The sequence below is a fragment of the Pseudarthrobacter sulfonivorans genome (genome assembly GCF_031454915.1).
GTDB classification, from domain to species: domain Bacteria; phylum Actinomycetota; class Actinomycetes; order Actinomycetales; family Micrococcaceae; genus Arthrobacter; species Arthrobacter sulfonivorans_C.
In genome coordinates, this window is record NZ_JAVDRS010000003.1 from 422,970 (window position 1) to 448,629 (window position 25,660).

Sequence of the window (25,660 nt, forward strand, 5' to 3'; positions counted from 1 at the left end):
CCCGCACTTTGTGATCTACGCTATAGAAAGTGTATAACGTACTACAAAAAAAAGCGCTCCACGCTGAACATCATGTGTAGAACGTACTATCCGCAAGTAGCCACCGGACAACACGAATTCCTGAAGAAGCGAAGAGTTTCGGCACAGGCCAGTCCTGCCAATGAAACGATTCAACACCATAGGCTTTCACCCCCGCCAGCGAGCGGGACGTCCTCGACGAAGAGAATGGAAATGCGATGACGCAACGCGAACTCGCCGGCCCCCTGAACTGGGTGTCAGGTCCTGCGACAACACAGCCAGGGCCTGAGGTGCCCCGCAGGCGCCGGGCCCGCAGGGGCGGAGCCGGCACGAGGGCGCCGTGGTGGTTCCTCCTGCCGGCCCTCGCGGTCTTCACGCTCATTGTGGTGATCCCCAGCTGGCGGGGCGCCTTCTATGCGCTGACCGACTGGGACGGACTGTCACCCCAGTTCGAATTCGTCGGCCTGGACAACTTCTTCCGGGTGTTCAGGGATTCGGCTGCAGGCGCGTCGATCATGAACACGGCTTTCTACGCCGTCGGGATCATGGTGGTGCAGAACTTCATCGGCCTGCTCCTAGCTTTGGGAGTGAACTCAGCAATCAAGAGCCGCAACTGGCTCCGCGTGCTGTTCTTCGCCCCCGCCGTGGTGACTCCCCTGGTGGTCGCCAACCTGTGGCAGTACATCCTCTCCCCGCAGGGAGCGCTGAACACGGCACTGCGGGCGGTTGGCCTGGACTTCCTTGCGCAGGACTGGCTCGGCAATGCGCAGCTGGCCTTGCCCGCCATCATCTCGGTGGTGGTCTGGCAGTTCGCCGGCTACTCCATGGTGATTTTCCTGGCAGGCCTGCAGAGCATCCCCGAGGACATCTACGAGGCGGCCGGCCTGGACGGCGCCGGATCCTTCAAGACGTTCTGGAACATCACGCGGCCTCTGCTGGCGCCGGCAATGACCATCAACCTGATGCTCTCGCTCATCGGCGGCCTCAAACTCTTCGACCAGGTCCTGATCATGACCCAGGGCGGTCCCGGCAGCGCCACCGAGAGCCTCAGCACCATCGCCTACAAGGACGCTTTCCAGTTCCAGCTCTTTGGATACAGCACCGCCCTGACACTCGTGCTGACCGCCTTCGTCGCGGTTGCCTCCCTCATCCAGTTCACCCTGCTCCGCCGAGGAGAAGACAAATGAAGCGCTACACCCTCAAAACGGGCGCCCTCGAGGCCGCCATGATCCTGGTGGCACTCCTGTTCGCCGCACCTGTCTACGTGCTGCTGAATACCGCACTCAAATCCGGCGGTGTGACCACGTCCCTGGCCCCTGTCTCCGACCCGTCCTTCGACAACTTCGTGACGGCGTGGGTCAGCGGAGGCCTCGGTCCGGCCATGGTCAACAACATCGTCATCACGGTGCTGTCGGTGTTCCTGATAGTGGTAATCAGCGCCGCCGCGGCGTACCCGCTGGCACGCATCACCCGGACGTGGTCCAAGCTGGCCTTCGCCTTCTTCCTCGGCGGACTCCTGATCCCGGGGCTGCTCGCGCTCATCCCGCTTTACACCACGTTCCGTGACCTCCAACTCATCGGGTCCATCTGGGGCCTTGTGATCATCTACGTCGGCTCCCAGATGCCCTTCTCGATCTTCCTTTATGTTCAGTTCCTGCGGTCCCTGCCGCTTGACTTCGAGGAAGCCGCAACGCTCGACGGCGGCAGCCCGTTCCGCGTGTTCTGGCAGGTCGTTTTCCCGCTGATGCGCCCCATCACCGGCACCGTGGTCATCCTGAACACCATCACCGTGTGGAACGACTTCTTCACCCCGCTGCTGTATTTGTCCGGCAGCGGGACGAACACCATCCCGATTGCCATCTACTCCTTCACCGGTCAATACGTGAACCAGTGGGGCACCATCTTCGCCGCCCTCATCATCGGCGTCATCCCACTCCTGATCTTCTACTTCCTCCTGCAGCGAAGCATCATCAAGGGCTTCGCCGGAGGCCTGAAGGGTTGAGCGTGCGACGCACGAGGCGTCACCGCACGGCCAGCTATACCCATCGTTTATCCACCCCGCTCCACGCACTTCAAGGGAGAACCATGCGTCACAAGTCAGTACTTACCGCCATCGGCGCGATCGCCGCCGTCGGCATTACCCTCACGGGATGTTCCTCAAATGCACCGGCGGCCAGCTCCGGGACCATCACGGTCGCGCGGCTCTCGGGCTCCGACGACAAATGGAAGTCAATCGCGGACAAGTTCCATGAGCTCAACCCGGGCCTGACCATCGAATACACGATCATCCCCACCGACAGTTACAACCAGCAGATGGGGACGCGCCTTTCCGCGGGGACGGCCACCGACGTCCTGAACGTCTTCCCCGGCAGCGGCAACGCCACCGCAGTCCGGTCACTGGCCAAGAACGGCTACCTTGCCGACCTCTCCGGAGAGGGATGGGCGGCCACACAGCCCGAGTCCACCACTTCCGCGACCAGTTATGAGGACAAGCGGTACATGTTCACGGACGTGGCCACGGCCAACACCCTGGGTGGTGTGTACAACGCCAAGGCCGTGCAGGACGCCGGCCTGAAGATCCCCACCACCTACTCCGAAGTCCTGACTTTCTGCGCCGATGCGCAGAAGGCCGGCAAGGTGGCCTACGCCTTGGGCGCACAGACGCAGTGGGTCACCCAGCTGGTCACGTACGCGCTGGCAGCCACGGACGTTTATTCGCAGGAGCCGGACTTCAACCAGAAGCAGCTGAACAAGGAAGCGACCTTCCAGGACAGCAAGTGGCTCGAATCCATGACCAAGTACAAGGAAATGTTCGACAAGGGCTGCTTCAACAAGGACGCCCTGGGCACCTCCGTTGACAACCAGACCGCCATGGTGGCCGACGGCCGGGCCCTGGGTGCGATCCAGATTTCAACCATGGCCAACTCCATGACGAAAGCCAACCCCGCGTTGAACGTACAGCTGGCACCACTTCCGGCCACTGACACTGCAGCCGATACACGGCTGGCCTTCGGACTCGGCGTGGGCTGGGGCATCAACGCCAAGGCCAAGAATGCCGACGGCGCCAAGAAGTTCCTCGCGTTCCTCGCCAGCAAGGAAGGCAGCGCGATGAACGCCGACAAATTCGGCGTGGCACCCAACGGCGCGATCGAAGCCAACGAGATCAACAAGCTCGAGATCCCGTTCGTCGAGGACGAAAAAACGGTTCCCTTCCCGGACGTTGACTGGCCCTCACCCCAGGTCCAGAACCTGCACCTGACCGGCATCCAGGAAATGCTCGGCGGCTCAAAAACCCCGAAGGACGTCCTGACCTTCATGCAGGAAGCCTTCACTGGGGCGCTGAAGTAAAGCACGCGCTGAAGTAAGCACGCGTTGAAGTAAGCAAAGGCCAAAGGGGACGGCGTTCATCGTCGATGAACGCCGCCCCCTGCGTCCGTACTCCATCCCTCGACACCACCGTGATGAGTCCACAGCAATGAAAAGTCCCGAATTGATCCACGACGACGGCCGCACCAGCCCGGACCTGGATGGCCCGTGGTTCGGCCTCCCGCTGGAATCCGTAGAGAACGGTGACAGTGTCGCCACCTCCATGCGGTTTCGCGCGCGGGTCCGGATCGACGATCTCGTGAATGCGCCTGCCCCGCTGCACATCGCTGCCGACTCCCGCTACCGCCTGACCGTAAATGGTGAACTGGTGGCCGCAGGGCCCGCCAAACCCTCCGGGGGAACATGGTTCGCCGATACGGTGGACGTCGGGCCGCACCTTTCGCCCGGTGAGAACATCCTGGGGATCGATGTGGTGTCCTACACGGCTTCTGCCTTGGGTAACGCGTCCGTTCCGCGCACGGGCCGGCCAGGCCTGCTGGTCCGTGGAACCATCGCCGGTGTCGATCTGTCCACGCCGGCGGCCTGGAAGTGCCGGCCAGTGAGCGGACGCCATTTCCATCAGGGCAGCAACACCGTCTTCCTCGGCATTCAGGAAACCGTTGACGGCGAAACGAGCCAGCATGACTGGCTGGCTGCATGGTTCGACGATGCCGCTTGGTTCACTCCGGTCCTGGACAGTCAGCAGCCGTTCAGCGCTGTTCCCCGGCCGGCTCTCGCGGGCAGGCCCATCCCCCATCTGACGCTGGACCCCGTCCCGGTGGCCGGCATTGCCACCGCCTCGGACCCGGCGACAGACTGGGAGGCGCTCCTGCGCGGAGAAGCGGTCGAGATTCCAGCGGGAAGCGACGTCAGCGTCGACCTCGATGCGGGCTACCTGATGACGGCGTTCCTGTCCGTCGCGGTCGAAGCCGGCCGGGGAGCGCGGCTCGAAATCACCGCCGCCGAATGCTACGAGCAGCCTCCTGCCGAGGTTCCATGGCTGCGGCGCAAGGCTGATCGTGCCGATCACGTCGACGGCGACCTGTACGGCGATCCCGACACTTACGTCGTCGCTGGTTCCGGAACACGGCAACGCCCGGAGCGGTACTCCCCTTTCTGGTTCAGGACGTTCCGGTTCCTGCGGCTGAGGATCATCACCGCCGACGCCGCCGTGCTGGTCCGGCAGCTGACGGCCACCCGAACGCACTATCCTCTGCCCATCAGCGGAACCTTCGCCTCGTCGTCGGACGTTGACCGGAGGCTGTGGGATGTCAGCGTCCGGACGCTGCTTAACTGCATGCACGAGACGTTTGAGGACTGCCCCTTCTACGAACAGCTGCAGTACGCCATGGACACCCGTTCCCAGGCACTCTTTTCCCTCCATCTCTCAGCGGATGACCGGCTGATCAGGCGGGCCATCGAAGACTTCGCTGCCTCAGGCGACCCCATGGGCCTGACGGAAAGCCGCGCACCCAGTGTCGAGCCACAATTCATCCCCGGATTCTCGCTCTACTGGGTCAGGATGGTCGCAGACCACGTCGCCTACGTCGGCGACCGGCCCTTCACTGAACGGTTCATCGGCAGAATCGACGCCGTGCTGGGCTATTTCGAGGACCGGCTCGCCGCCGATGGCTTCGTCCTTTCTCCTGACGACGATGGCCCCGTGTGGAACTTCGTCGACTGGACCGATGCCTGGCGCCTGAGCAGGGGCGTGCCGGAGCTGGGCCCCCGCCGCGCCAACACCATCGCGACCTTTATGTACATCGCTGCGCTCAGGGCGGCCGCCTCCATCGCTGAATTCTGCGGCAGGCACGGACTCTCCCATGAATACCTGTCCCGGGCCAACGCCCTGGCAGATCTCACCGCATCAGGCCCTGCCTGGGACGACGCCACAGGATACTTCCGGGACACCGACCGTGGACAGCCGCAGAGCGTCCACGCCCAGGTGTGGGCGGTGCTCGCCGGGGCTGTGACCGGTGCCAAAGCAGCCGATCTTCTCCGTCGCGCCACAGCCGACACGGAGCTGGCACCCTGCTCCTACGCGACGGCACTCGATCTGTTCGACGCACTCCGCCAGGCCGGAGCAGACGAGCGAATCGACTGGACGCCGTGGCAGGACATGCTCGCGATGAACCTGACCACCTGGGCCGAGGACACGGTAAGCCTCCGCAGCGACTGCCACGCCTGGGGAAGCGTTCCCCTGCAGCATTTTCCGCGCTACATCCTCGGCGTCAGCCCTGCCGCGCCCGGCTTCACTGCCGCCGCCATTGACCCGGCACCGAGCCACCTCGACTGGGCCCAGGGCACCGTGCCCACCCCGCACGGTTTGATCACGGTCCACTGGACGCGCGGAAGTGGCAGCACGCGCACGGTGACGGTGACGGCTCCCCCGGCGGTGGAGCTCACGCACCCCGCCGCAGCCTTCGACGTAACCGAGCAGATCGACGTCGCCCATCGGACCCTCACCTTCACGCTCTGACCGCCCTGCCTCACAGAAAGACACCAACAATGACTTCCCCGCAGAGTGACCTCCGCACAGCCCCGTACACCAACCCGGCACTGCCCATCCCGGCACGGGTCGAGGACCTTCTCCACAGGATGACCCTGGAGGAGAAAGTGGGGCAGATGCTGCAGCTCGACGCGCGCGGCGACCTCGAGGACCTGGTGACAGGAAAACTTGTAGGGTCACTCCTGCATGCTTCACCCGAACGCATCCATGAAGCGCGCACGCTTGTCCTGACCACCCGCCTGCAGATCCCGCTCCTGATGGCCGATGACTGCATCCACGGGCACTCGTTCTGGCCCGGCGCCACTATTTTCCCCACCCAGCTGGCCATGGGGTGCACCTGGGACACGGCTCTGGTGGAACGTGGAGCCCGTGCCACGGCAGTGGAGGTCGCGTCCACCGGCCTGCACTGGACCTTCTCACCCGTGCTGTGCATCAGCCGCGACCTTCGCTGGGGCCGGGTCAACGAGACCTTCGGCGAAGACCCCCACCTTATCGGGGCACTCGGGAAAGCCATGATCCGCGGGTACCAGGGGAACGGACTCACCGACCCCACCGCCATACTTGCCACCGCCAAGCACTTCGCCGGGTACTCCGAAACCCAGGGCGGCCGCGACGCCAGCGAAGCAGATCTCAGCCGGCGCAAGCTTCGGTCCTGGTTCCTGCCTCCGTTCCAGGAAGCAGTGGAAGCGGGATGCCGCACCTTCATGCTGGGATACCAGGCCATCGACGGCGTACCGATCACGGCCAACAAATGGCTGTTGAACGAAGTTCTGAGGGGCGAGTGGGGATTCACGGGCACCCTGGTGACCGACTGGGACAACGTGGGCCGCATGGTGTGGGAGCAAAAGGTCTGCGAGGACTACGTCCACGCCGCCACTGTCGCCGTGGAAGCCGGCAACGACCTGGTGATGACCACTCCCCAGTTCTTCGACGGAGCACAGCAAGCCGTCCGGCGCGGCGATCTCGACGAAAGCCTGATCGATGATGCCGTCCGCCGGCTGCTGACCCTGAAATTCGAACTGGGACTCTTCGAGGACCCCCGCGTACCGGACGCCGAACAGCAGGCAAAGGTCATCGGGTCCCCCGAACACACCGCCATCAACCTCGACATGGCGCGCCGATCACTGGTCCTGCTCACCAACGACGGCACCCTGCCGCTCGAGGGCGGGCTGAATGCCTCCGGGAACGGCAGGGCCGCCGGAACCGGCCGCCCGAGGACCATCGCCGTGATCGGCCCGAATGCAGATGACCAGCACGCCCAGCTGGGCGACTGGGCCGGAGCGTCCGGCCAGGTGCCGTGGCTGCCCGACGGCCACCCCCGGCACCTGACTTCAACCGTGCTGGACGGCTTCCGCGCCATCGCACCTGAAGACTGGACTGTCAGCCACGCCAGGGGAGCCGACATCGGTCACCTCGTGCCGGACCCGGCAGGTCCCACGTACGTCGACGGCCAGCCGCGGCCGCCACTGTTCGTCCCGGCAGGCACGGACGAACAGATGCTGCAGGAAGCAGTGGCCACAGCACGCGACGCTGACTACGTCGTCGCCGTGATCGGTGACACCGTGGCCCTCGCCGGCGAGACCAAATCGACGGCGACCCTCGAACTGCAGGGCGGCCAGATCGAGCTGGTGGAACGGCTCGTGGAAACGGGCGTGCCCGTCGTCCTGGTTCTGGTGCAGTCGAAGCCCTCGGTCCTGCCACAGGCAGTCCTCGATGCCGCCGCCATCATCGAAGCCTTCAACCCGGGCATGCAGGGCGGCCGGGCCGTTGCTGAGCTCGTCCTGGGCCTGATCGAACCGGCCGGCAGGCTGCCCATCTCGTTTGCACGCCACGCAGGACAGCTGCCGATCTACTACAACCAGGTCCGCGGCCAGCACGGTGACCGGTATGCCGACCTGTCCCAGGACCCGCTGTTCGCCTTCGGCGAGGGCCTGAGCTACACCACTGTCGACTACACCGATCTCCGGGTCATCTCAGAAACCGTCACGGCCGATGGCCGCGTGGAAGCGAAGGTGACGCTCACCAACACGGGAACCCGCCCTGCCCTCGAGACCGTCCAGGCCTACGTGGCGGACACCGTGACCAGCGTGACGTGGGCCGAACGCGAACTGAAGTCCTTCACCCAGGTCCAGGTAATGCCCGGCGAGTCGGTGGAGGTGGACCTGTCTGTCCCTGCCCGCTCATGCTCGATCGTGGACCAGCACGGCCAACGCATCGTGGAGCCGGGAAGCTTCGAACTGCTGGTGGGCCGGCACTCCCGCGACCCGCAGATGCTCTCAGCCCGGTTCCGGGTCAGCAGTACGTGCGGTAAGTAGTGCGTCTTTGAGTTCGTCGGCGCTGGTTTGCCTGACTTTTGCGTACCCAGCACGGACGTAGTCGGTAATGGCCCGTTGAAATTCCTCCGGATTAGCAAGGTCGGCGATTTCCGCAGGGACTTCAGCGACCTCACTTAACGTATGCCCCGGCTCAGCTGGACTGATGAACGTGTGGATTTCGCTGTCAGCAGGATCCACGACTTGGGCCGCGACTATTTCGCCGGAGGCATCCTGAATTATCAACATGTTTTTCGCGTCCATTTTTACGCATTCCCTCCGCCGTGAAGACTGAACCAGGTGTGATTCCAACCCGGCGCAGCGGTGTTCTCCACTAGGACAAAGTACTGCCAGAGAGTTCCGCCGTTTGTGTAGGTAAACCGCTTTTGGAAATGGCCCGTCTCAAGCTGGGTGATCCCGGACGGGGTTGGAAAAGTGTCGAATGGTTTAGGATCCGCCTGAATCCATTGCGCCCCATGGTCCGCCCCATTCTGGAAGGAGATGCTGAGCCACACGCTATGACCATTACGGAGAAAATAATGCCCGACATTATTGAATGCCATCGTGTTTCCGTTCGTTCGAGCAACCGCCGAGTAGAGATGTGCTGCAGACGACGTCCTGGAACTTGATGTCCGTGAGGCCAGGACGTCGGTACGCAGGATAACGAGCTTGTCCCTCGATATCCTGCTGGAATCAGCTGTTCTCGAAATTATCCAAACGGCGTTACTGGGACGTTACCGGGGATGCCCCCGGCAACCTCGGACCAAGCCTTTCGCGCTTGGCAGTTTCGGGCATGTCACAAGGTTGCGGCTTCCTGCTCCGCCAGCCTGATCAGGCGAAGTTCGTCCTCCACCGCGCGGGTGGGCCAGTAGTCCTTCGCCAGCTCATCTGCCGCGGTCAGATCGGCTGCAGGGAAGAGCTTGCCGAGCAGTCCGGCGGCCTGAAGCAGGGCGATCAGCACGATGGTCCTGGCGTCGGGACCCTTGGAAACAGGCTTGGCACCGGGGGCACCGGCGTCAGGCACCCCCGCAACGGAGGCATCGATCGGAACCGTCGTATCAGGCGCCTCGAGTTCGGACGGCTCGCTCAATGCTTTCTGGATTTTCTCCAGGAGCGCAGCCTCCGGGGCATGGTCCTTCTCCGGGTACCGCACGGCCCGGAACCGGCCCAGATGCTTTTCGCCGACGTGTTCCACGATGCCCAGCGACGCCATGCCCTCGTAGACACGCTGCACTTCGGCGCGCCCCTCCAGGATGCCCACCCACCCCTTGGGACTGTGGGGGCGGGATTTTCCGCGGATGACTTGAAGCTCCTGCTGGAAGTCCGTTGTCGGGGCGGCGTCCGTGACCTTGACCCGCCTGCCCTGCAGTTCGATGGCCCCGAGCAGGTCCAGCTCAGCCAGTATTGCCCCGGCGACTGTGGTCCTGAGTGCGAACACCGGCACATCAGGTTTGCCGGTGGTGTCATTCGTTGCCAGAAGGAGGAAGGCCTGGGGAAGATTCAGTTCCGACGCCTTCGGTGTTTCAGCGTTCATACGATCATGGTGGCCCTGTTGGGCGGCCACCACAATGGGAACTTGAACGGACGACGGCGGAACGTCCCACCGTCGTCCGCTTGCGTTTACACCAGGGCGCCGGAGTCACGCTGCCCGGTGGTGCGCAGCGGGCAGGTGGTTCGCAGCGGGCAGGCGCCTACGACGAGATCTGGGAGGGGTCCTGGCGGGGTGGTGCCGTGGTGGAACGCACGATCAGTTGCGTGGAGACGGTGATCTCCCGTTCGGGGAGGGTTTTTCCCTCCAGGAGCGCGAGCACCATCTGTGCCGCGAGCTCGCCCTGGCTGCGCACCGGCTGCCTGATAGTGGTGAGGTCTACGAGGGAAGCGACGGGGTGGTCGTCGATACCGACGATCGAAATATCCTCCGGAATCCGCAGGCCAGCCCGCCGAATGCTTCGCATGGCGCCGACTGCCACTTCGTCAGAATGGGCGTATACCGCTGTTGGCGGTGTTTTCAGGCTGAGCAGGGCATCCATCGCCTGGGCACCTTGCTCGCCGCCCCAAGGTGCGGAAACAACGAGTTCAGGGTCGAGGGGAAGCTTGGACTCCTTCAGCGCCTCCCGGTAGGCCGACGACCGTCCGGATGGTTCCGTGGGTTGGTCCAGATCGACTGCCTCGATCATCCCGATGCGCCGGTGACCAAGGAAAAGCAGGTGGTCCATGGCCTGCCGGCCGGCCCGGTAGTCGTCGATGCACACATTGGGGTAGACCTCGTGCTGGCCGCCGGCCGCGACGATGTTCACATTGAGGAGCTCGAGGCGCGCCCGTTCGGCTTCCTCGACGGGGAAACCGACAACAATCACTGCATCAACTTTTCGGCGGGCCGGGAGCTTCTCGAAGAATGCCCGCCGGTCTTCGAGGCTGCCCACGAAGTACAGTAAAACGTCGATTCCGGCGTCCCGAAACACGGTTTCAATGCCCTCAACCATTTCACCGAAAAACCAGCGGGAAAGGTGCGGCGCAACAACGGCCACCCTGCCCAATTTGCCCTTGGCCAGGCGCACTGCTTCCGGGGACACCACGTAAGAGTACTGGGCGGCGACGTTCAGGACCCGCTGCCGGGTCTGGGCAGAGACTCCCTTGTCGTTGTTGAGCGCTCGGGAGGCTGTCGCGGATCCCACACCCGCCAGCCGGGCAATATCAGCAAGTGTCATCTGCGGTCGCGTGGGATCCATGACTACACCGTACTTGATGGAAGCCCTTCCATCCATAGTTCCCGGCCCCGGGGCATCCACCAGTTGCAGCCTATACACCTTGGGGCCGGGTTCATTTCATGTTGCTTGCGTCACAATCGGGGTTCTGCCATCATGGTTGTCGGAAGCGCTTCCGGTCCTCCAAGCCAAACCCCGTGAGACTGGGCCTGACCACCAGCTCATGTGGATCAGCAGGTGCCATCCGAATCCCCCTACCGCTAACAGGAGCAATGATGCTGAAATCTCTCTCCGCCGCCCGGAACCCATGGCGATACCCTGCCGGACGTTTTCTGACCCTGGCAATCGTTGGAGCCTTCGCTTTGAGCGCGTGCAGCGGCCCGGGTGCCGCCCCGTCGGAAGCGACACCCAAAGAATTTAGTTGCGACACCCAGGCCGCCTCGGACGCCGACGCCAGCCTGACGTTCTTCACCGCCGCGGGAACGGCTGAGTACGCTCAGTCCCTTTCCGATGCGTTCATGAAGGAGTACCCCAAGATCACCGTGAAGCTCCAGACTGAGGCGGACAACAACTACAACACGGTCCTCCCCCGCCTGCTCGCGTCCGATAATCCCCCTGACCTCGCCATCCCGAACGATCTCATTGGAGCTGTCAAGGACGGACTGGTCACCAACCTGGATGCCTGCGCTGCCAAATTCGAGTGGGAGAAAGAAATTCCTTCCTCCGCATTGGCTGCCGGACGTGTATCCGAAGGGGGTATCGGTTCGGGCTCCCTCTACCAGGGCGGTGGAGCGTCGGGCCCCCTCGTCGGTGTGTTCTACAACCGGGAACTGGCAGAACGGATCGGACTGGATAAGATCCCCACCACCGTTGACGAGTTCGAAACGGCCCTGAAGTCCGCAAAGGATGCCGGCGTCACGCCGATTGTGGCTTCCAACGCTGACGGACTGACCGGCCACTTGTTCAATCTGCTCCTGGGAACTTACATGGGACCGCAGGACCTGCTCAATGTCGTCTGGCGCACGCCGGACGCAACACTGGACAGCCCCGAAGCCAAGGAAGCCACCGCCGTGCTGGAGAAGTGGGCGGACGCCGGCTACTTCAACGCCGATGCCAACGCCATCAACCAGGACGCTTCGTACGGCCAGTTCGCCGCGGGCCAAGGCCTGTTCCTCGTCTCCGGAACCTGGGTCACCCAGTCCCTGCCCGAATCATTCGACGGCAAGTACGGCATCTTCCCCTTCCCGGCCAAGGACGCCAGCAGCCCGCAGGTCAGCATGACCAACAACCAGCTCGCCATGTCCATCGCTTCGCGGTCAAAGAGCAAAGAGGCAGCCGCCCTCTTCCTGGATTTCCTGTCCACGCCTGAAGCTGCTGCGGTCGCCTCCGATGCCGGCTACCCCTCGGCCCTGAACACCACAGCCGGTGCAGAGGTCACGCTCGATCAGAAAATCGACGAACAGATCCAGGCCGGTTACGCCACCATCGCCGCGGACAACGGGTTCGATAACTGGCTGAACAACGCCACACCTGAGGTCAACACCAAGATGACCGAGCAACTCCAGTCACTGCTGGCAGGCCGGACGGACGCCAACTCAATGGTCAATGCACTGCAGGCAACCTATGCCGCATCCCGAGACAAGTAGCCTGCCATGAGCACCAAAATCGGTATTGATGACGCGGCGCCCCGGACCGCCCAGCCAGGACGGCCGCACCGCCTTCCCCGCAGGGCAACCTTCCGGCTTCGCCGCTGGGCAGGATGGCTCTTCGCCCTCCCCGCCTTGGCGTTCTACGGATTTTTCAATCTCCGGGCCATCCTGCAGTCCGTCCAGTACTCCTTCTACGAGTGGAACGGCATCGGCGCCTCGACCTTCGTCGGGTTCCAGAACTACATCGACGTCTTCACCCAACCAGAACTGTTGCGGCCGTTGATCAACGCGTTCTATCTGATCCTGTTCTTCACGGTCATTCCAGTCGTCTTCGGGCTTGTGGCAGCGGCAACAATGCGCACCATGGAAGGACGCTTTTCCGGCGCCCTCGCCAGGACCTTGCTGTTCCTGCCGCAGATCATTCCCGGCGCCGCAGCAGCTGTGGCCTGGTCCTGGATGTACTCGAGCAACGGCGTCATCAACCAGGTCCTGCGCGCCGTAGGACTCGAAGGCCTGACCCGGGCCTGGCTTGGTGACTTCGATTTCGCGCTCAGCGCTGTCGGCTTCATCGGCACCTGGCTCTCCACGGGCCTGTGCACGCTGCTGCTGATCTCCGGCATCGGGAAGATCGACACGGCCCTGTATGAGGCAGCCCGCCTCGACGGAGCGAACGCCATCCAGCAGTTCCTGAACGTCACGGTCCCGGGACTGCGCCGCGAGCTCGGCGTCTGCGTCACGGTCACCATCATCAGCGCACTCGCCAGCTTCGACGTCGTCTATCTGGCAACCCAGGGCGGCCCCGGCGGAACCACCATGGTTCCGGGCGTGCAGGTCTACCTCCTGGCCTTCAACGACGCCCGCCTCGGCGCAGCCTGCGCCCTCGCCGTTGTCCTCGCCATCCTCATCGTCGCCATCATCCTGCCATTGCAGCGGCTCTTCCAGGAACGTGAATCATGACAGTAATCAACAGCTCCGAAGCGAGGACGGCAGCCCGCGTGTCTTCGACTTCCCCGCGCACCAACCGGGCCAAGTCCTCGCGGCTGCGCGGCCGGCTCCCGGGCATCATGCTCATTGTGGCGGCCGCCATCTTCTCCATTGTGCCCCTGATCAGTATGCTCACCGCTGCCCTGGCCCCGCAGGGAAGTATCCCCCAGGGCCTGAGCTGGCCCGCGGATCCCCAATGGCACAACTTCATCGATGCGTGGAACGTCGCAAACATCACCGTGTTGCTGCAATCGAGCATCCTGATTGTCCTCGGCGTGGTGCCGATCTCCCTCCTGATCTCCACCATGGCCGCGTACGCGATTGCAGTCCTGCGGATACCTCTGGGCAGGATCTTCTTCCTTCTTCTCCTGCTGACCCTGACGCTGCCCTACGAGATCACCATCGTGCCGCTATACCAACAGGTCCGCGAACTGGGGCTGCTGGACAGCCAGCTGGGCCTGATCCTCCCGCTGATCGGTTTGAACATGCCCTTCGCGGTGTTCTGGATGAACGCGCACTTCGTCACCACGCCAGCGGAACTGACCGAAGCGTCGAGCATCGACGGCGCAAGCGCCTGGAAGTCTTTCCTGCACATCCACCTCCCGCTGGCCAAGCCGGCCATCTCGTCGCTCGGCTTATTGATGTTCCTCTCCACCTGGAACACGTTCCTGCTGGCCCTGGTCCTGATCAACGATCCGAACAAGCGAACCATGGCAGGCGCGCTGCAGGCGTTCCAGTCCAAATACAGCACCGACATCGTCCTGCTCAACGCCGGGGCACTCCTGCTCATGGCACCCACCATCATCGTTTTCCTGCTCCTTCAAAAGCAGTTCAGCGCCGCCCTGCTCCAGGGCGCAGTCAAGGGATAAGGGCTGGGAAAGAAATGATCGAGATGCTTCTTGAAAACCACAACATACGCGAGGCAAAAACGGACTGGTGGAAAGACGCGGTGGTCTACCAGATCTATCCGCGCAGCTTCGCCGACGCCAACGGAGACGGCATGGGCGACCTGCCCGGCGTCACCTCAAAGCTCGCCTACCTGCAGGACCTGGGCGTGGACGCCATCTGGATGTCTCCGTTCTATCCGTCTCCCCTCGCGGACGGTGGATATGACGTCTCGGACTACTGCGGTGTCGACACGCGGCTCGGGACACTCGAGGACTTCGAGGTTCTCGTGGAAAGCGCACACCGGCGCGGCCTCAAAGTCATCATCGACATCGTCCCGAACCACACATCCAGTGAACACCCCTGGTTCAGGAAGGCCCTCGCCTCCCCGCCCGGCAGCCCGGAACGCGACAGGTATATCTTCCGGGACGGCAAGGGCGGGCAGCCGCCCACGGACTGGCAATCCCACTTCGGTGGCAGCGCCTGGGAACAGGTGGCGGACGGGCAGTGGTACTGCCACCTGTTCGACAAAGGCCAGCCGGACCTGAACTGGGGAAACGGCGAGGTCCGCGCGTACTTCCTGTCTGTCCTCAGGTTCTGGGCTGACCGCGGCGTCGACGGTTTCCGCGTGGACGTGGCGCATTCCCTCGTCAAGGACCTCAGCGAACCTTTGCGTGACCAGCCCAAACTGGACCGTGCCCTGCCGCTGGACGGATCCGATCCGCTCTACGACCGGGACGGGGTGCACGAGGTGTACCGTTCTTGGCGCGAAGTGTTCAACGAGTATGACCCGCCCCTGATGGCCGTAGCCGAAACCTGGTCACCCGCGAATTCCAGAACCTTCCTGTACGCCCGGCCTGATGAGTTGGGCCAGGTTTTCGATTTCTCCCTGCTGAAGTCTTCGTGGTCCAGGGACTCCTACCGGGACACCATCAAGGCCTCCCTCGCCGGCCAGCATTCCATCGCTGGACATGCGGGCAGCAACACCTGGGTTCTTTCCAGCCACGACGTGCCCCGGCACGCCTCCAGGCTCGCCCTGCCTGCAGAGGCGTCAGCGGACGACTGGCTTCTCAGCGACGGCCTGCACCCCGTCATCGACGAGGACTGCGGACAGCGCAGGGCCAGCGCCGCGACCCTGATGATGCTTGCACTCCCAGGGTCCGCTTACCTGTACCAGGGCGAGGAACTGGGCCTGCGGGAAGTGTCGGAACTGCGGAGGGAAACCCTGCAGGACCCTGTCTGGCACCGTTCCGGCGGAACCGTGAAAGGACGGGATGGGTGCCGGGTTCCCCTGCCTTGGACGAAGGGCGGCCCCTCTTTCGGTTTCGGCTCTAAGCCGGCCTGGCTCGAGCAGCCCGACGACTGGGCAGACCGGTCCGTGGAAGCCCAGGTCAACGACCCTGGCAGCATGCTCAGTTTCTACAAGCTGGCGTTGCAGCACCGTCGCAACCTCCCTGCGCTGCGAAGCGGCGAGTTTGCATGGGAGACCGGCGCACCGGAACTGCTCGTCTTTACCCGGAGCCCCGCTTTCATGTGTGCGGTCAATTTCGCTCCTTACCCTGTCCCTTTCGAAGCCCCCGGTGGTTCCCGTGTGGTCCTGAGCAGCGGTCCGGTGGATGGTCAATATCTCGCGCCCGAGTCGGCGGTTTGGCTGATTTTGGACAGTGCCGCCGATCTCCCCCGCCATCCAGGGGACGTGCCCTCGTAGCCGCGGACTGCGGCGTGTCTCCCCGGCAGCAGGGTAACGACGGCGGGGACGCCCCGCCGTCGTCCGCTTCTGGTGGGTGCCGCTCGCCTGCCCGCTACGAGGCGCGCGTGAAGGTTCCCAGCCCGGTTCTGTCGTAGTAGTCCAGGGTGACGCGTGGCGAGGGGCCGCTGCTTGCTCCTGCAAAAATTGCACCGGCCAGGCCGTTGGCGTTCTCCCCGATGGATTCGAAGCTGAACGTGTCGCCGTCAAAGTGAGTGAGCGGGAAGGCCGTGGGACTGCCGGACGGGCCCATTCTCATGGCCAGTTTCCGGAGCTCCTCGAAGACCACAAGCTGGCCAAAGTAGGAGTTGCCGTAAGTGCCTGTGTAGGCACTGTTTGCACGGGCGGGAGCGGGGTTGGGCGGGACCTTGGTGTAGTCGACCTCGGGTTTCTCGGACTCATCAATCTGTTTGAAGACGCCGGCGGTAAATGCCAGCCAATCCACTGTGGGCGATCCGTGCTGGGCCGCATCCAGGAAACCGGCGGCAATTGCTTCCGGAATCCCCTGCGGGCGCCCGTTGGTCAGGGCCACGATGGCCAGCTGTTCACCTGGGAGCATCGAAACGGCCGTGGCGGCGCCAAGATTAAAAGCTCCGGAGTGCCCTAACTGAACGCGGCCCTGGTCGTCGTAGGAAACGTTCCAGCCCAGCCCGTAGAAACGCGACCGGGCAGCCGGAGCCGACGCCGGCCCGGAGACCGCATGCGGAACGTGGGTTGTTTGGAGGGCGGCCGGATCAATAACGGGGTTGCCCTCGTAACTGCCGTTTCCGAGCTGCAGCCGAAGCCACTGGGCCAAGTCCCGCACCGACGAACTCGCTCCCCCGGCCGGGGCCTCGGAATCGGCGTTGCGGCGGTATTTCGGTGCCCACTCCTTGTTCCCCAGCGGCACATGAAGGATGGCCTTGTTGGTGGCTTTTTCATAGTCCGAGTGACGGTAACTGCTGGCGGACATGCCCAGCTTCCGGAACAGGACCTCGTCGGCCAGATCCTCCCAGGCCGTTTTCATTGCATCGGCTGCTGCCTGGCCGGCTTCCGTGTAGCCGAAGTTGCTGTAGTTGTAGCTGGACCGGAACGTATCAAGGGGCTCCTGGTTGAGGTGGCCGAGGATGTACTCCCGATCGAATCCGAGGTCCTCCAGCAGATCACCCGAACCCGTTTTCAGTCCGCCGCGGTGTGACAGCAGATCAGCAAAGCTCGCATTGCGCGTGACGTAGTCATCCTTGAGCGCGAAGTTCTTGTTATGTTCGACGACGGCGTCCGTCCAGTTGATGACCTGCCGTCCCACCAGCCCTGCCACCACCGTGGACGCCAGGGGCTTGGACACGGACGCCACCTGGAACACCGTGTCAGGATTGATCTCCTCTGGCTTCCCGACCTCCCGGACGCCAAAGCCCTTGGAGTACACCACCTCGTCCTGATACACCACGGCCACGGCCATCCCCGGAAGCCCGGTAACCTCCATGGCGTCCCGGACCAGTTCGTCGAGCTTGGCCAACGCATTTGTAACTTTCGCCCGGTCCAGCAGTGGCTCGACGTGTCCCGGCGGGGCCGGGAGCAGGGGTGCCGACGCCGATGACGCAAGCCGTGCGGGCTCTCCGGTGCAGGAGGACAGCAGGGGCATGGCGGCAACACTGGCCGCCCCAAGCCCGGCCGCCTTCAGCAGCGCACGTCGGTCCGGGGAAATAAAACCGGTGCTGTCCATGGACTCTCCCTTGAGCCGTCAGCGGTGAACGTTCCGGTCCGTGCCGGCCGTCGCATTTCCCTCCATGGTGAACCGCGCGCTGAAGCCAGGCAATGGATGCGGGGAAAGTCGGGGGCCCCTAACCTGAAGGAAGCCGCTGCTCCCGTTTGCCTTCTCCCGGGGTGCTCCCTTAACTGAGTGGCTGCGCTTAGCCCTGGACCAGCGCATGGATGCGCCGGGAGATTTCCTCGCCTGCCAGGATGCCTCGGGAATCTGTGACGTGCAGGTGTTCCCTGCGGAAGCCGGTGTCGGCGAGTTCGCCGTGGGAGGGCCTGAAGGCGACATCGGCTTCGGCCAGCATTGGCCCGTCCAGCAGCGAATCCCCGGCGGCGATCACCCGGGTGGCCCCGGTGCGCCGGGCAACTTCCGCGACGGCGCTGTTCTTGGTCACCGCATGCGGCACGCAGTAGAGCTTGCGGCCCTGGACCGACACCGTCCAGCCGAGCGAGGCACACCAGGCGTTCAGCTCCAGCACGAATTCCGCGGGCATGAGCGCCCGGTCCACCATGGCGTAGAGGAAGAGCTCTTCGGCCCGGCGCAGCCGGAGGATCCAGGACCGGTAGGCTTCCCGGGACAGAAATTCCTCGATGACGGCCAGCGGCGCGGAGCCTTCCGACACCTGCTGCCCCACCGTGGTCTGCCACTCGATGTCCCGCTCGCCGTTCTTGAGCAGGACACCGCCGTTGGTGGTGACCGCGTATTCAGGCACGGGACGGGGCAGCCGGACCCTCCGGTACTGCGCCTCCGTCCGGGTAGTCACCGGGACGAAGATGGTTGTCCGGGTCAGTTCGAGCAGCAGCCGCTCGGCGGTGCGGGTCATAAACGAGATCGGTACCCCCTCGTGGAGCTCCGCAACCACCATGTCCGGTGCCAGGTGGTCGGGGACCTCCAGGAAGAAGGCCTTCGCGGAGTAGATCAGGGTCCGGTCCAGATCCGAGGCCACCAGGACGGAATTCACAGGGCCGCCGCCGCAGTGACGCCGTCGGCGGATCCATCGGCACCGGATGAGCCGCTGCTGAGCGTCGGTTCGATGAGCCCCACGCAGCTGAAGGGCAGGCCCGCTACCTCCAGCACCGCCACACCGCGCTGGTGAGCCAGCAGCAGGATGTGGGCTATCTCGGGCGCGGCATCAGGACGCACCAGGATCTTCCAGGGCACCCGGCGCAGCAGCACCCGTGTTGTCTCGCCGACCCCGGGTTTGATGAGGTTCAGGTCGTCGATCCCGTACTCGCGGCCGAGGCTTTCAACTGCGAGCCGGCCGGCCCAGGTGGGCGTCCGGTCCGCGGCCTGCAGGGCCCGGGCTTCTTTTCCGGCGGCTGCTTCGACGGTTGGGAAATGGGCGGAGACGGCTGCCAGGAATTCCCGCGAGACGTCATCACCGCGCAACTGGTGGTAAAACTTTGCCCCGTGGAAGTCGTCCGGGCCGATGAACTCCGTGTTGAAGACCGTGCGGGACACGAGCCCGGACACCGTCGAGTTCAGGCAGGCGGAGGGTATGAGGTAGTCCTCGCGCGTGCCGTACATGTCGGCGCAGTGCCCGGGATCGGCGAGCACGGCGAGGTCCTTCGGGAAGGCAACACCGTCGGTTTCGGCGAAGCGGTCGACGGCGGCCGAGAGCTCGCGGGTGATCGCGCCTTTTCCGGTCCAGCCGTCCACAAACAGGATCTGCTCCGGGTCATGGTGGGCGGCCAGGTATCGCAGCGCGGTTTGGTCCAGCCCAAGGCCGCGCACGACGCTCATCGTGTAGTGGGGCAGGTCGATCCCGTGCATCTGCTCGGCCCAGCGGCGCATCAGGACGCCCACCGGTGTGCCGGCCCTGGCCAGGGAAACCAGCACAGGCCGGTTCCCGCGCGCGGCCAGCGCCATCTCGGTCACGGTGCCCACGGCCTGCGCGACGCGGACGGAGGAGCGTTCCAAGGCGTCCCGGTACAGCTGCTGGTACTGCTGCGAGGGCGAATATTCAATCGGCAGGGACTCTGCATAGCTCCCCCTGCCCGATTGCATGGCAGCTTCACGATCGGCCGCCGGCGCTTCCAGCGCCGCATCACCGATGTCCTTCAGCAGCCAGGTGACGTCGTCCGGCGCGTAGGACCCGAACGCCGGTCCGGCCAGCGGCGCCGGGAGGACGGGTGCGGCGGGCAGGAGGACGACGACGACCGCGCTGCCGACGGCGCTGAGCGCCTCCGTCACGCTGCCGGGACCCGAGAGGACCTCCGCGGGGGTTCCAGGTTCGGGCATCAGGACGATCGTGCCGAATCTGAGGCCGGCGGTGGAAACATTGTGGGCGAAGCGCACACCCGGGCCGTCCACGGTGACGTCATGGCTGGCGAACCGCACCGTGCCCGTGATGGCGTAATCTGGGCGGTCCAAGGCCACGATCGGGGACCGGGTGGTGGTGGAGAACCGGACGCAGCGGTCCGGATTCAGCCGGTCCAGTGCATCGGCCACCGCCAGGGGCATATGGATGAACTCCTCGCTGCCCAGGACCAGAACGGACTCCGCGGCAGCCGCCTGCGGAAGCACGCGGTTGATCGAGTCCCCGATGTCGGCCAGGGTAGCCGCCGCGGGCGAGCCGCCGTTGCCGAAACGGTCGCTGCGGACAGCTGTGCCGGCCGTCCCGGGCTTGAGGAAGGTCACGGTTCCGGGTGCCGAATCAGGGACTGCCGGCGTTTGCGGCAGCGCCGCCACCACCTCCTCGGCGCGCTGGAGGATGTCCGCGCCCAGGGTGATCTGACCCGTGCCCAGGGCCACCACCCGGATGCGGGTCCCCAGGCGTTCCGCCAGTTCATCGAACCTGGCCCGGTCGCCCGGTGTCCGCAGGTCCACGAGTGCAGCCACCGTGTAACTGGGATGGGGCGCGAGGGCGTGGAGTTCGGTGATGGTGTTGATGATCGTGGCGCCGGTGCTGAGTTCGTCGTCCACCAGCACCACCGGTTCCGGGGCGTTGAGGCGGCTCGGGTCCGTGGGCAGCAGCCGATGTGAGGTGGCGTGAGAATGTGATTCCTCGAAGGACCCGTAGGCGGCGGCGCCCGCCGGGGCGTGCCTGGAGGAATGGATGTAGTACGAGCCGATCGTGTCGGCCACAAGCCGCCCCAGGCCGGTGGCCGTCTCCGCGTAGCCGATGGTGATGACCCGTGGGTTGCGAGTCTTCAGCCCCGCGAGCTGTCTCCGGAGGCTCTGCAACGCGGCCCGCCGGCCGTCGTCGTGCGTTTCCCCGCGCAGCACCGCGGCGAGCCCGGCAGCTATGGTCGGAGTGACGGTTGCCGATTCCGGGCTGGCGGAGAGCGCCTCGCCCACGAGAACGCCCAGCAGCTCCCCGGCGGCCATGACCAGCCCGGGTTCCGACGGGACGTGTTTGCCCAGCACCCGGGACACCAGCAGGTGGGCCCGCTTGGGGTTGCGTCGCAGTGCCAGTCCCACCAGCTCCTCGACCGGCAGCAGGCTGGCGGAGTGGTCCGTCGTGATGCCGACGCCGAGCGCGTCCCGCACAAAGCCGCCGGTCCAGGGGTGCTGGCTCAATTCATGCTCGCTTCCAGAAGGTCAACGTACGTGATGTTCTCGGCGGCAACGCCGAAGGCAGCGGCGCGCAGCAGCGTCTGGCCGGCCCAGGCCTGATGGGGCTTCATCTCATTCATCTTGTTGCCGTACGGCGAGGCCGAGGCGCCGCCGCCGTTTTTGCCGGCGATCTCCAGCGCGTCCACGTATTCCTCGTGGCTGACCACGCACATGGCATGGACCAGTGGCACATGTGTGGGGTGGATGACCGTCTTGCCCAGCAGCCCGTTGGCCAGGTCCAGTTCGATTTCGCGGATCAGCCCGTCGAGGTTGGCCGTCAGGATCCGATCGCGCAAGGGCATCTCATTGGCCTCGGCGAAGGGAGTGCGCCGCAGCAGGGGGCGCAGCACGCGCTCGCTGTTGCTGTAGTGCTCCCAGACCGGACCGGAGATCACAAATCCGTTGTCCGGCCGGCCCAGCATGTTCACGATGTCCCCGATCACGGAGGCCACCACCTTGACGTCGTAAATGGTCAGGTCCCGGGAGCGGCGCAGGCCGAAAGCACTGGACATGTCCGTGGCGCCCACGCGGACGGCGAGGACATCATCGCGGTTGGCCTGCAGCACGTCGCAGATCCCGGACAGGGTACTGGCCCGGGTCTCGCCGTGGATCATGACGGGCGATTCCATGATGGGCATGATCCGCATCCTCCGGCCGCCCCCGCGGGAAGCGTTGATGGTATGCAGGGCATCCATGAACCGCTGCGCCTGACCGGTCTCATTCTCAAACTTCGGAATGACAAAGCCCATGAGCAGGTCCAGTGCGTTGCCGGTGCGGCGGGCCAGGCTCAGCATCTGCTTCGGAGTGCGGACCCGGACGAACAATAAGGGCCCCTCGTCCGGTAGGAAGCCGGCTTCGGGGTCGCCGGCATACAGCCGGGTCAGCGTGTCCACGACGTTGGTCTCGGCGGAGTCCACCGCGTCATCGGCGATGGAATCCTCAAGGCAGATCACCATGCTCAGGCAGCCACGGGCCGCCTGTTTGCGGATATCCTGCGCCAGGTTCGGGCGGTCGGCCGGAGTGTAGAGCGTGGCGCCGAGGGCCACGGCCAGCAGCGCGGGCGCCGAGCCCCGGCTCAACTCCTGCGGAGCGATGTGGAAAAGGCGCGAGGCATGCTCGTCGGTTAGAAAACTGAAGTGGCGCATGCCGTCCCGTCAGGGTCCCTGCCGACGGGCGGCAGCTTGGGTGGTCATGGAAAAGCCGAATTCCTGCCAGTGCAGGGGGGCGTTGGCGCGGGCCGGCACCGGTTCGGCGCGCAGCTCGATAACTCCATCGATCGCGGTCAGGGACAGGATGTATGCCGTCTCCCCGTCTGCTGCAGGCAGCGTCACGGTGCCGCCGTCGAAGATCTCCACGCTCAGTGGAACGGAGGGCTGTCCTACAAAGAGCGCCCGGCGCAGTTCGCGGATGTGCCGCAGCGCCACGACTGCCGTGCCGTCCACATAGCCCACCAGTGGGCGGTTTCCCGAGCATTTGATGGACGTGCCGGAGACAGCGCCGTCAACGGACATCGCCCCGGTCACGCGCTCAGAGCTTTCCCATGCTGCCGAGGTTGCTCCGGTCACCAGCAGGCTGCCAATCGCCGACTGGCGCGGGTCAAGGCGGATCATCGGCGTCTGGGCGTCGAGCAGCCTCGTCTCGCCGATGCCGGGAGCCGGAAAGAGCCTGGTGGGCCGGGCCGCTGCTATCGGCCGGGCTCCGGCCGTTGGAGCGGTAGCTGACGTGGCTGGTGCCGCGGATGTGGCCGCGGGCGATCGGCTGAGGGACAGCGACGTAGTGGCAGCTGGTGCCGGGACGGTTGCCGGGGCAGGTGTTTCAACGCGGGCTGCCGGTTTGACCCGCCGGCTGAGGTACGTGATGTCCGTGCGGATAGTGGACCTGTTCAGTGTCATCGCCTAGACATCGAACCGGAAGTCGGCTGCCACGCCGCGCAGGCCGGTGGTGTAGCCCTGGCCGAGGGCACGGAACTTCCAGTCCTCGCGGTGGCGGTACAGTTCGCCGAACATCATGGCGGTGATGTTGTCCTGCGGGGACTGGGGAATATCGAAGCGCACCAGCTCCTGATTCTGTGCGGTAGCCACCCGGATGTACTGGCCGCGGATGGCGGAGAAAGTGCCGGGCCCGCGGAGATCGGGGTCGACGTAGACAATGAACGTAATCTTGGCGGCGCTGTCCGGCACCAGGGACAGGTCCACGTCGATCTGCTCCTGGTCCTCAGTACCGGCGAAGGCCACCGAGCCTTCCGGGCTGGCGATCTGGTTGAAGAACACCAGGTGATCGTTCGAGATGGCCCGGCCGCCGGCGTCGCACATGATCGCCAGGGGAACCAGCTCGGACTGGGGGCCCCGGCTGGGGATGGACTGCCAGCCCAAGCCGACCAGGATCTTGCTCAGTCCCGGGTTCTCGGCCGTCAGCGCGGCGTTGGCACCGGCCACAAGCTTGCCCATCAGCGGCCTTCCAGACGAAGCGCGGACGGCGCAAACTTGTCTTCGAGGAACCGGCCGTGGGTGGACAGCTCGGCAATGGCACCGATCCGCACCTGGTTGGCCAGGTCCCGGGCTATCTCCTCGAGCGTGGCGAGCTGTTCCGCCAGCAATCGTGTCGGCCCGGACTCCTCAGTCCTGGCACTGTGCGGGAGCGCCAGGTAGGTGCGCAACGGATCCGGGATGTAGCTGCAGACGATGGCATTCAACAGCACCTGCTGCTCCATCGACGCCCCGTGCTCGGCCATATGGCTGACCAGAGGACGCAGCACATCGTCAATTTGGCGCAACTGCGAGGACACCGACGTCGGCAGCTCAGCACCCGCCCGCCGGATGGCGCTGCGCAGGTTGTCCAAGGATCCGGCGGTCTGCGCCATCTCGTCGTCGGCCGTTGGCTCGGGAGCCTGTTCGGCGATGCCCGGCACGGGGGCGCCGCCGAACAGGGAGCCGATGAACTTACCAATCACTGCGGTACCGCCTGCTGCTTTCCGCCGTCACTTAGTCTGTCTGGCCCTGCCGTGCGCGTTCCAGGTACGGCCTGGCCTTCTGGACACTGGCTTCGAGGGCCCCGACGGTGCTCTCCATGTTTTTGGCCGCCTCGGACCGGAACGTGTCAATGGCGTCCATCGTGGCGAACACATTGTCGAAGGCCTTCTGCAGCGTCTCCACACTGACTCCGGAGCTGGATGCCTGCTGGTGGATTCGGGCAGTCTGGTCCTTGAGCATTTCGCTGGTGCTCAGGATCATGTTGTTCGTGGTGGTGTTGACGGCGTCAATCTGGTCCAGGACCATCTTCTGGTTGGCCAGGGCCTGGGCCACGATCACAGCAGTACGCAGGGCCGAGATGGTGGTGGTCCGCGCCCGCTCCACACCCTTGATCAGTTCCACGTTGTTCTTGCGGATCAGGTCCATCGCCAGGTACCCCTGAACCGAGACGGCGAGCTGGGTCAGGATGTCCTGGTGGCGCTGGCGCACGGGGAACAGGACGTCGGCCTCCATCTTCTGGGCCTCGGTAATCTGCCCGGCTGCGCGGGCGGAATCGATCTTCTCCACGCAGGCGGCGTCCAGTGCCTTGGCGAACACGGCATATTCGCTCAGTGCCTGCATCGTTTCCCAGAGCTGGACTTTTTCGTTGGCGAGGCTGGCATTGTCCTTGAGCAGCTCGTCCTGGCCCGTCATCAGGGACTTGATGATCTGGTTCAGCTGGGTCTGCGCCGACTCGTATTTTTGGAAGTATTTGGCCAGCTTGTTGCCGCCGGGGATGAAGCCCAGGATCTTCTTGCCCACGCTCATGTTTGCCGCATTGGGAGTGAGATCCTCCACCGTGCTCCGCAGCTCACCCAGGGTGTTGGCGACCGCCACCTGGGCGCTGTTCCCGGACTTCTTGGCGCCGGCAATGGACGTCGAGGAACGCTCCAGCAGCCTGCTGGAGGAGTTGCTGGACGCCGTGATCTCGGCGCTGCCGATCTTATTGATGCCATCGACCTGTGAGGAGAACTCCGGGCTGCGTGCGTCCAGCTTGGCCAGGCCGGCCACGAACTCCCTGGCCTGCCTGTCGATCTCGGCGCGCCGTTCGTCGGGGACCGGCACCATGCCGGGTGCTTCTTCGGGCTGGACTATGGCAGGGGCGTCCGGAGCATGAAGCACCAATGAAGCCTCTGCGGCGTCGGGGGGAGTCAACGGAGAATTCATGATGCTGCCTTTTC

The 25,660-nt window shown here is 64.6% G+C and carries 20 protein-coding genes; 9 read left to right on the forward strand and 11 right to left on the reverse strand.

Going from position 1 to position 25,660, the window contains the following annotated elements:
• Window positions 1-236 precede the first annotated feature (236 nt).
• From J2808_RS09950 to J2808_RS09970, 5 genes are all read left to right on the forward strand, one after another.
• Window positions 237-1,205 carry a carbohydrate ABC transporter permease gene (locus J2808_RS09950; RefSeq protein WP_309815365.1) on the forward strand — a complete coding sequence of 323 codons (969 nt, stop codon included), beginning with the start codon at window positions 237-239 and terminating at the stop codon, window positions 1,203-1,205.
• A complete protein-coding gene (locus J2808_RS09955; RefSeq protein WP_309815368.1) occupies window positions 1,202-2,020 on the forward strand; it encodes a carbohydrate ABC transporter permease in 819 nt (272 codons plus the stop codon). The genes J2808_RS09950 and J2808_RS09955 overlap by 4 nt, the downstream gene beginning before the upstream one ends.
• 83 nt (window positions 2,021-2,103) lie before the next feature.
• Window positions 2,104-3,366 (forward strand): ABC transporter substrate-binding protein, encoded by a 1,263-nt coding sequence (locus J2808_RS09960; protein ID WP_309815372.1) that lies wholly within the window; start codon window positions 2,104-2,106, stop codon window positions 3,364-3,366.
• Window positions 3,367-3,493: 127 nt separating this feature from the next.
• Window positions 3,494-5,863 carry an alpha-L-rhamnosidase-related protein gene (locus tag J2808_RS09965; RefSeq protein WP_309815375.1) on the forward strand — a complete coding sequence of 790 codons (2,370 nt, stop codon included), beginning with the start codon at window positions 3,494-3,496 and terminating at the stop codon, window positions 5,861-5,863.
• A 29-nt stretch (window positions 5,864-5,892) separates the two neighbouring features.
• A complete protein-coding gene (locus J2808_RS09970; protein WP_309815378.1) occupies window positions 5,893-8,208 on the forward strand; it encodes an exo-beta-d-1,3/1,6-glucosidase in 2,316 nt (771 codons plus the stop codon).
• Here J2808_RS09970 and J2808_RS09975 read toward each other — a convergent pair.
• The 3 genes from J2808_RS09975 to J2808_RS09985 all read right to left on the reverse strand — a co-directional run bounded on the left by J2808_RS09975 (window position 8,170) and on the right by J2808_RS09985 (window position 10,934).
• Complete coding sequence (locus J2808_RS09975) at window positions 8,170-8,469, reverse strand: hypothetical protein (RefSeq protein ID WP_309815380.1); 300 nt, start codon at window positions 8,467-8,469, stop codon at window positions 8,170-8,172. The two genes, J2808_RS09970 and J2808_RS09975, sit on opposite strands and share 39 nt — an antisense overlap.
• A 532-nt stretch (window positions 8,470-9,001) precedes the next feature.
• On the reverse strand, window positions 9,002-9,739 hold the full coding sequence (locus J2808_RS09980) for a GOLPH3/VPS74 family protein (protein ID WP_309815383.1): 738 nt from the start codon (window positions 9,737-9,739) through the stop codon (window positions 9,002-9,004).
• A 157-nt stretch (window positions 9,740-9,896) separates the two neighbouring features.
• Window positions 9,897-10,934 (reverse strand): LacI family DNA-binding transcriptional regulator, encoded by a 1,038-nt coding sequence (locus J2808_RS09985; RefSeq protein ID WP_309815385.1) that lies wholly within the window; start codon window positions 10,932-10,934, stop codon window positions 9,897-9,899.
• Window positions 10,935-11,182: 248 nt separating this feature from the next.
• On the opposite strand from J2808_RS09985, the gene J2808_RS09990 reads away from it, so the two are divergent.
• Genes J2808_RS09990 through J2808_RS10005 form a run of 4 tightly spaced genes read left to right on the forward strand, consistent with a single transcriptional unit; the run spans window position 11,183 to window position 16,136 of the window.
• Window positions 11,183-12,556: an ABC transporter substrate-binding protein gene (locus J2808_RS09990; protein ID WP_309815387.1), complete on the forward strand. Its 1,374-nt coding sequence runs from the start codon at window positions 11,183-11,185 to the stop codon at window positions 12,554-12,556.
• Window positions 12,557-12,562: 6 nt separating this feature from the next.
• Complete coding sequence (locus tag J2808_RS09995) at window positions 12,563-13,516, forward strand: carbohydrate ABC transporter permease (protein ID WP_309815388.1); 954 nt, start codon at window positions 12,563-12,565, stop codon at window positions 13,514-13,516.
• Complete coding sequence (locus tag J2808_RS10000; RefSeq protein WP_309815391.1) at window positions 13,513-14,412, forward strand: carbohydrate ABC transporter permease; 900 nt, start codon at window positions 13,513-13,515, stop codon at window positions 14,410-14,412. Before J2808_RS09995 ends, J2808_RS10000 begins: the two co-directional genes overlap by 4 nt.
• A 14-nt stretch (window positions 14,413-14,426) precedes the next feature.
• Window positions 14,427-16,136, forward strand: a complete 1,710-nt coding sequence (locus tag J2808_RS10005; RefSeq protein WP_309815393.1) for a glycoside hydrolase family 13 protein — start codon at window positions 14,427-14,429, stop codon at window positions 16,134-16,136.
• A gap of 94 nt (window positions 16,137-16,230) precedes the next feature.
• Here J2808_RS10005 and J2808_RS10010 read toward each other — a convergent pair whose 3' ends face one another.
• The 8 genes from J2808_RS10010 to J2808_RS10045 all read right to left on the reverse strand — a co-directional run bounded on the left by J2808_RS10010 (window position 16,231) and on the right by J2808_RS10045 (window position 25,646).
• Window positions 16,231-17,877, reverse strand: a complete 1,647-nt coding sequence (locus tag J2808_RS10010) for a serine hydrolase (protein ID WP_309815396.1) — start codon at window positions 17,875-17,877, stop codon at window positions 16,231-16,233.
• A 187-nt stretch (window positions 17,878-18,064) separates the two neighbouring features.
• Window positions 18,065-18,874: an HAD family hydrolase gene (locus J2808_RS10015; RefSeq protein WP_309815398.1), complete on the reverse strand. Its 810-nt coding sequence runs from the start codon at window positions 18,872-18,874 to the stop codon at window positions 18,065-18,067.
• Window positions 18,871-21,435, reverse strand: a complete 2,565-nt coding sequence (locus J2808_RS10020) for a phosphoribosyltransferase domain-containing protein (protein WP_309815401.1) — start codon at window positions 21,433-21,435, stop codon at window positions 18,871-18,873. The genes J2808_RS10015 and J2808_RS10020 overlap by 4 nt, the downstream gene beginning before the upstream one ends.
• Window positions 21,432-22,616: an HpcH/HpaI aldolase/citrate lyase family protein gene (locus J2808_RS10025; protein ID WP_309815404.1), complete on the reverse strand. Its 1,185-nt coding sequence runs from the start codon at window positions 22,614-22,616 to the stop codon at window positions 21,432-21,434. Before J2808_RS10025 ends, J2808_RS10020 begins: the two co-directional genes overlap by 4 nt.
• Window positions 22,617-22,625: 9 nt before the next feature.
• On the reverse strand, window positions 22,626-23,363 hold the full coding sequence (locus J2808_RS10030; protein ID WP_309815408.1) for a hypothetical protein: 738 nt from the start codon (window positions 23,361-23,363) through the stop codon (window positions 22,626-22,628).
• Window positions 23,364-23,366: 3 nt separating this feature from the next.
• Window positions 23,367-23,918 (reverse strand): TerD family protein, encoded by a 552-nt coding sequence (locus J2808_RS10035; RefSeq protein WP_309815410.1) that lies wholly within the window; start codon window positions 23,916-23,918, stop codon window positions 23,367-23,369.
• The gene (locus J2808_RS10040; RefSeq protein WP_309815411.1) at window positions 23,918-24,421 is read right to left on the reverse strand and encodes a hypothetical protein; all 504 of its coding nucleotides are present in this window, start codon (window positions 24,419-24,421) and stop codon (window positions 23,918-23,920) included. The genes J2808_RS10035 and J2808_RS10040 overlap by 1 nt, the downstream gene beginning before the upstream one ends.
• A gap of 31 nt (window positions 24,422-24,452) precedes the next feature.
• A complete protein-coding gene (locus J2808_RS10045; protein WP_309815413.1) occupies window positions 24,453-25,646 on the reverse strand; it encodes a toxic anion resistance protein in 1,194 nt (397 codons plus the stop codon).
• Window positions 25,647-25,660: the final 14 nt, after the last annotated feature.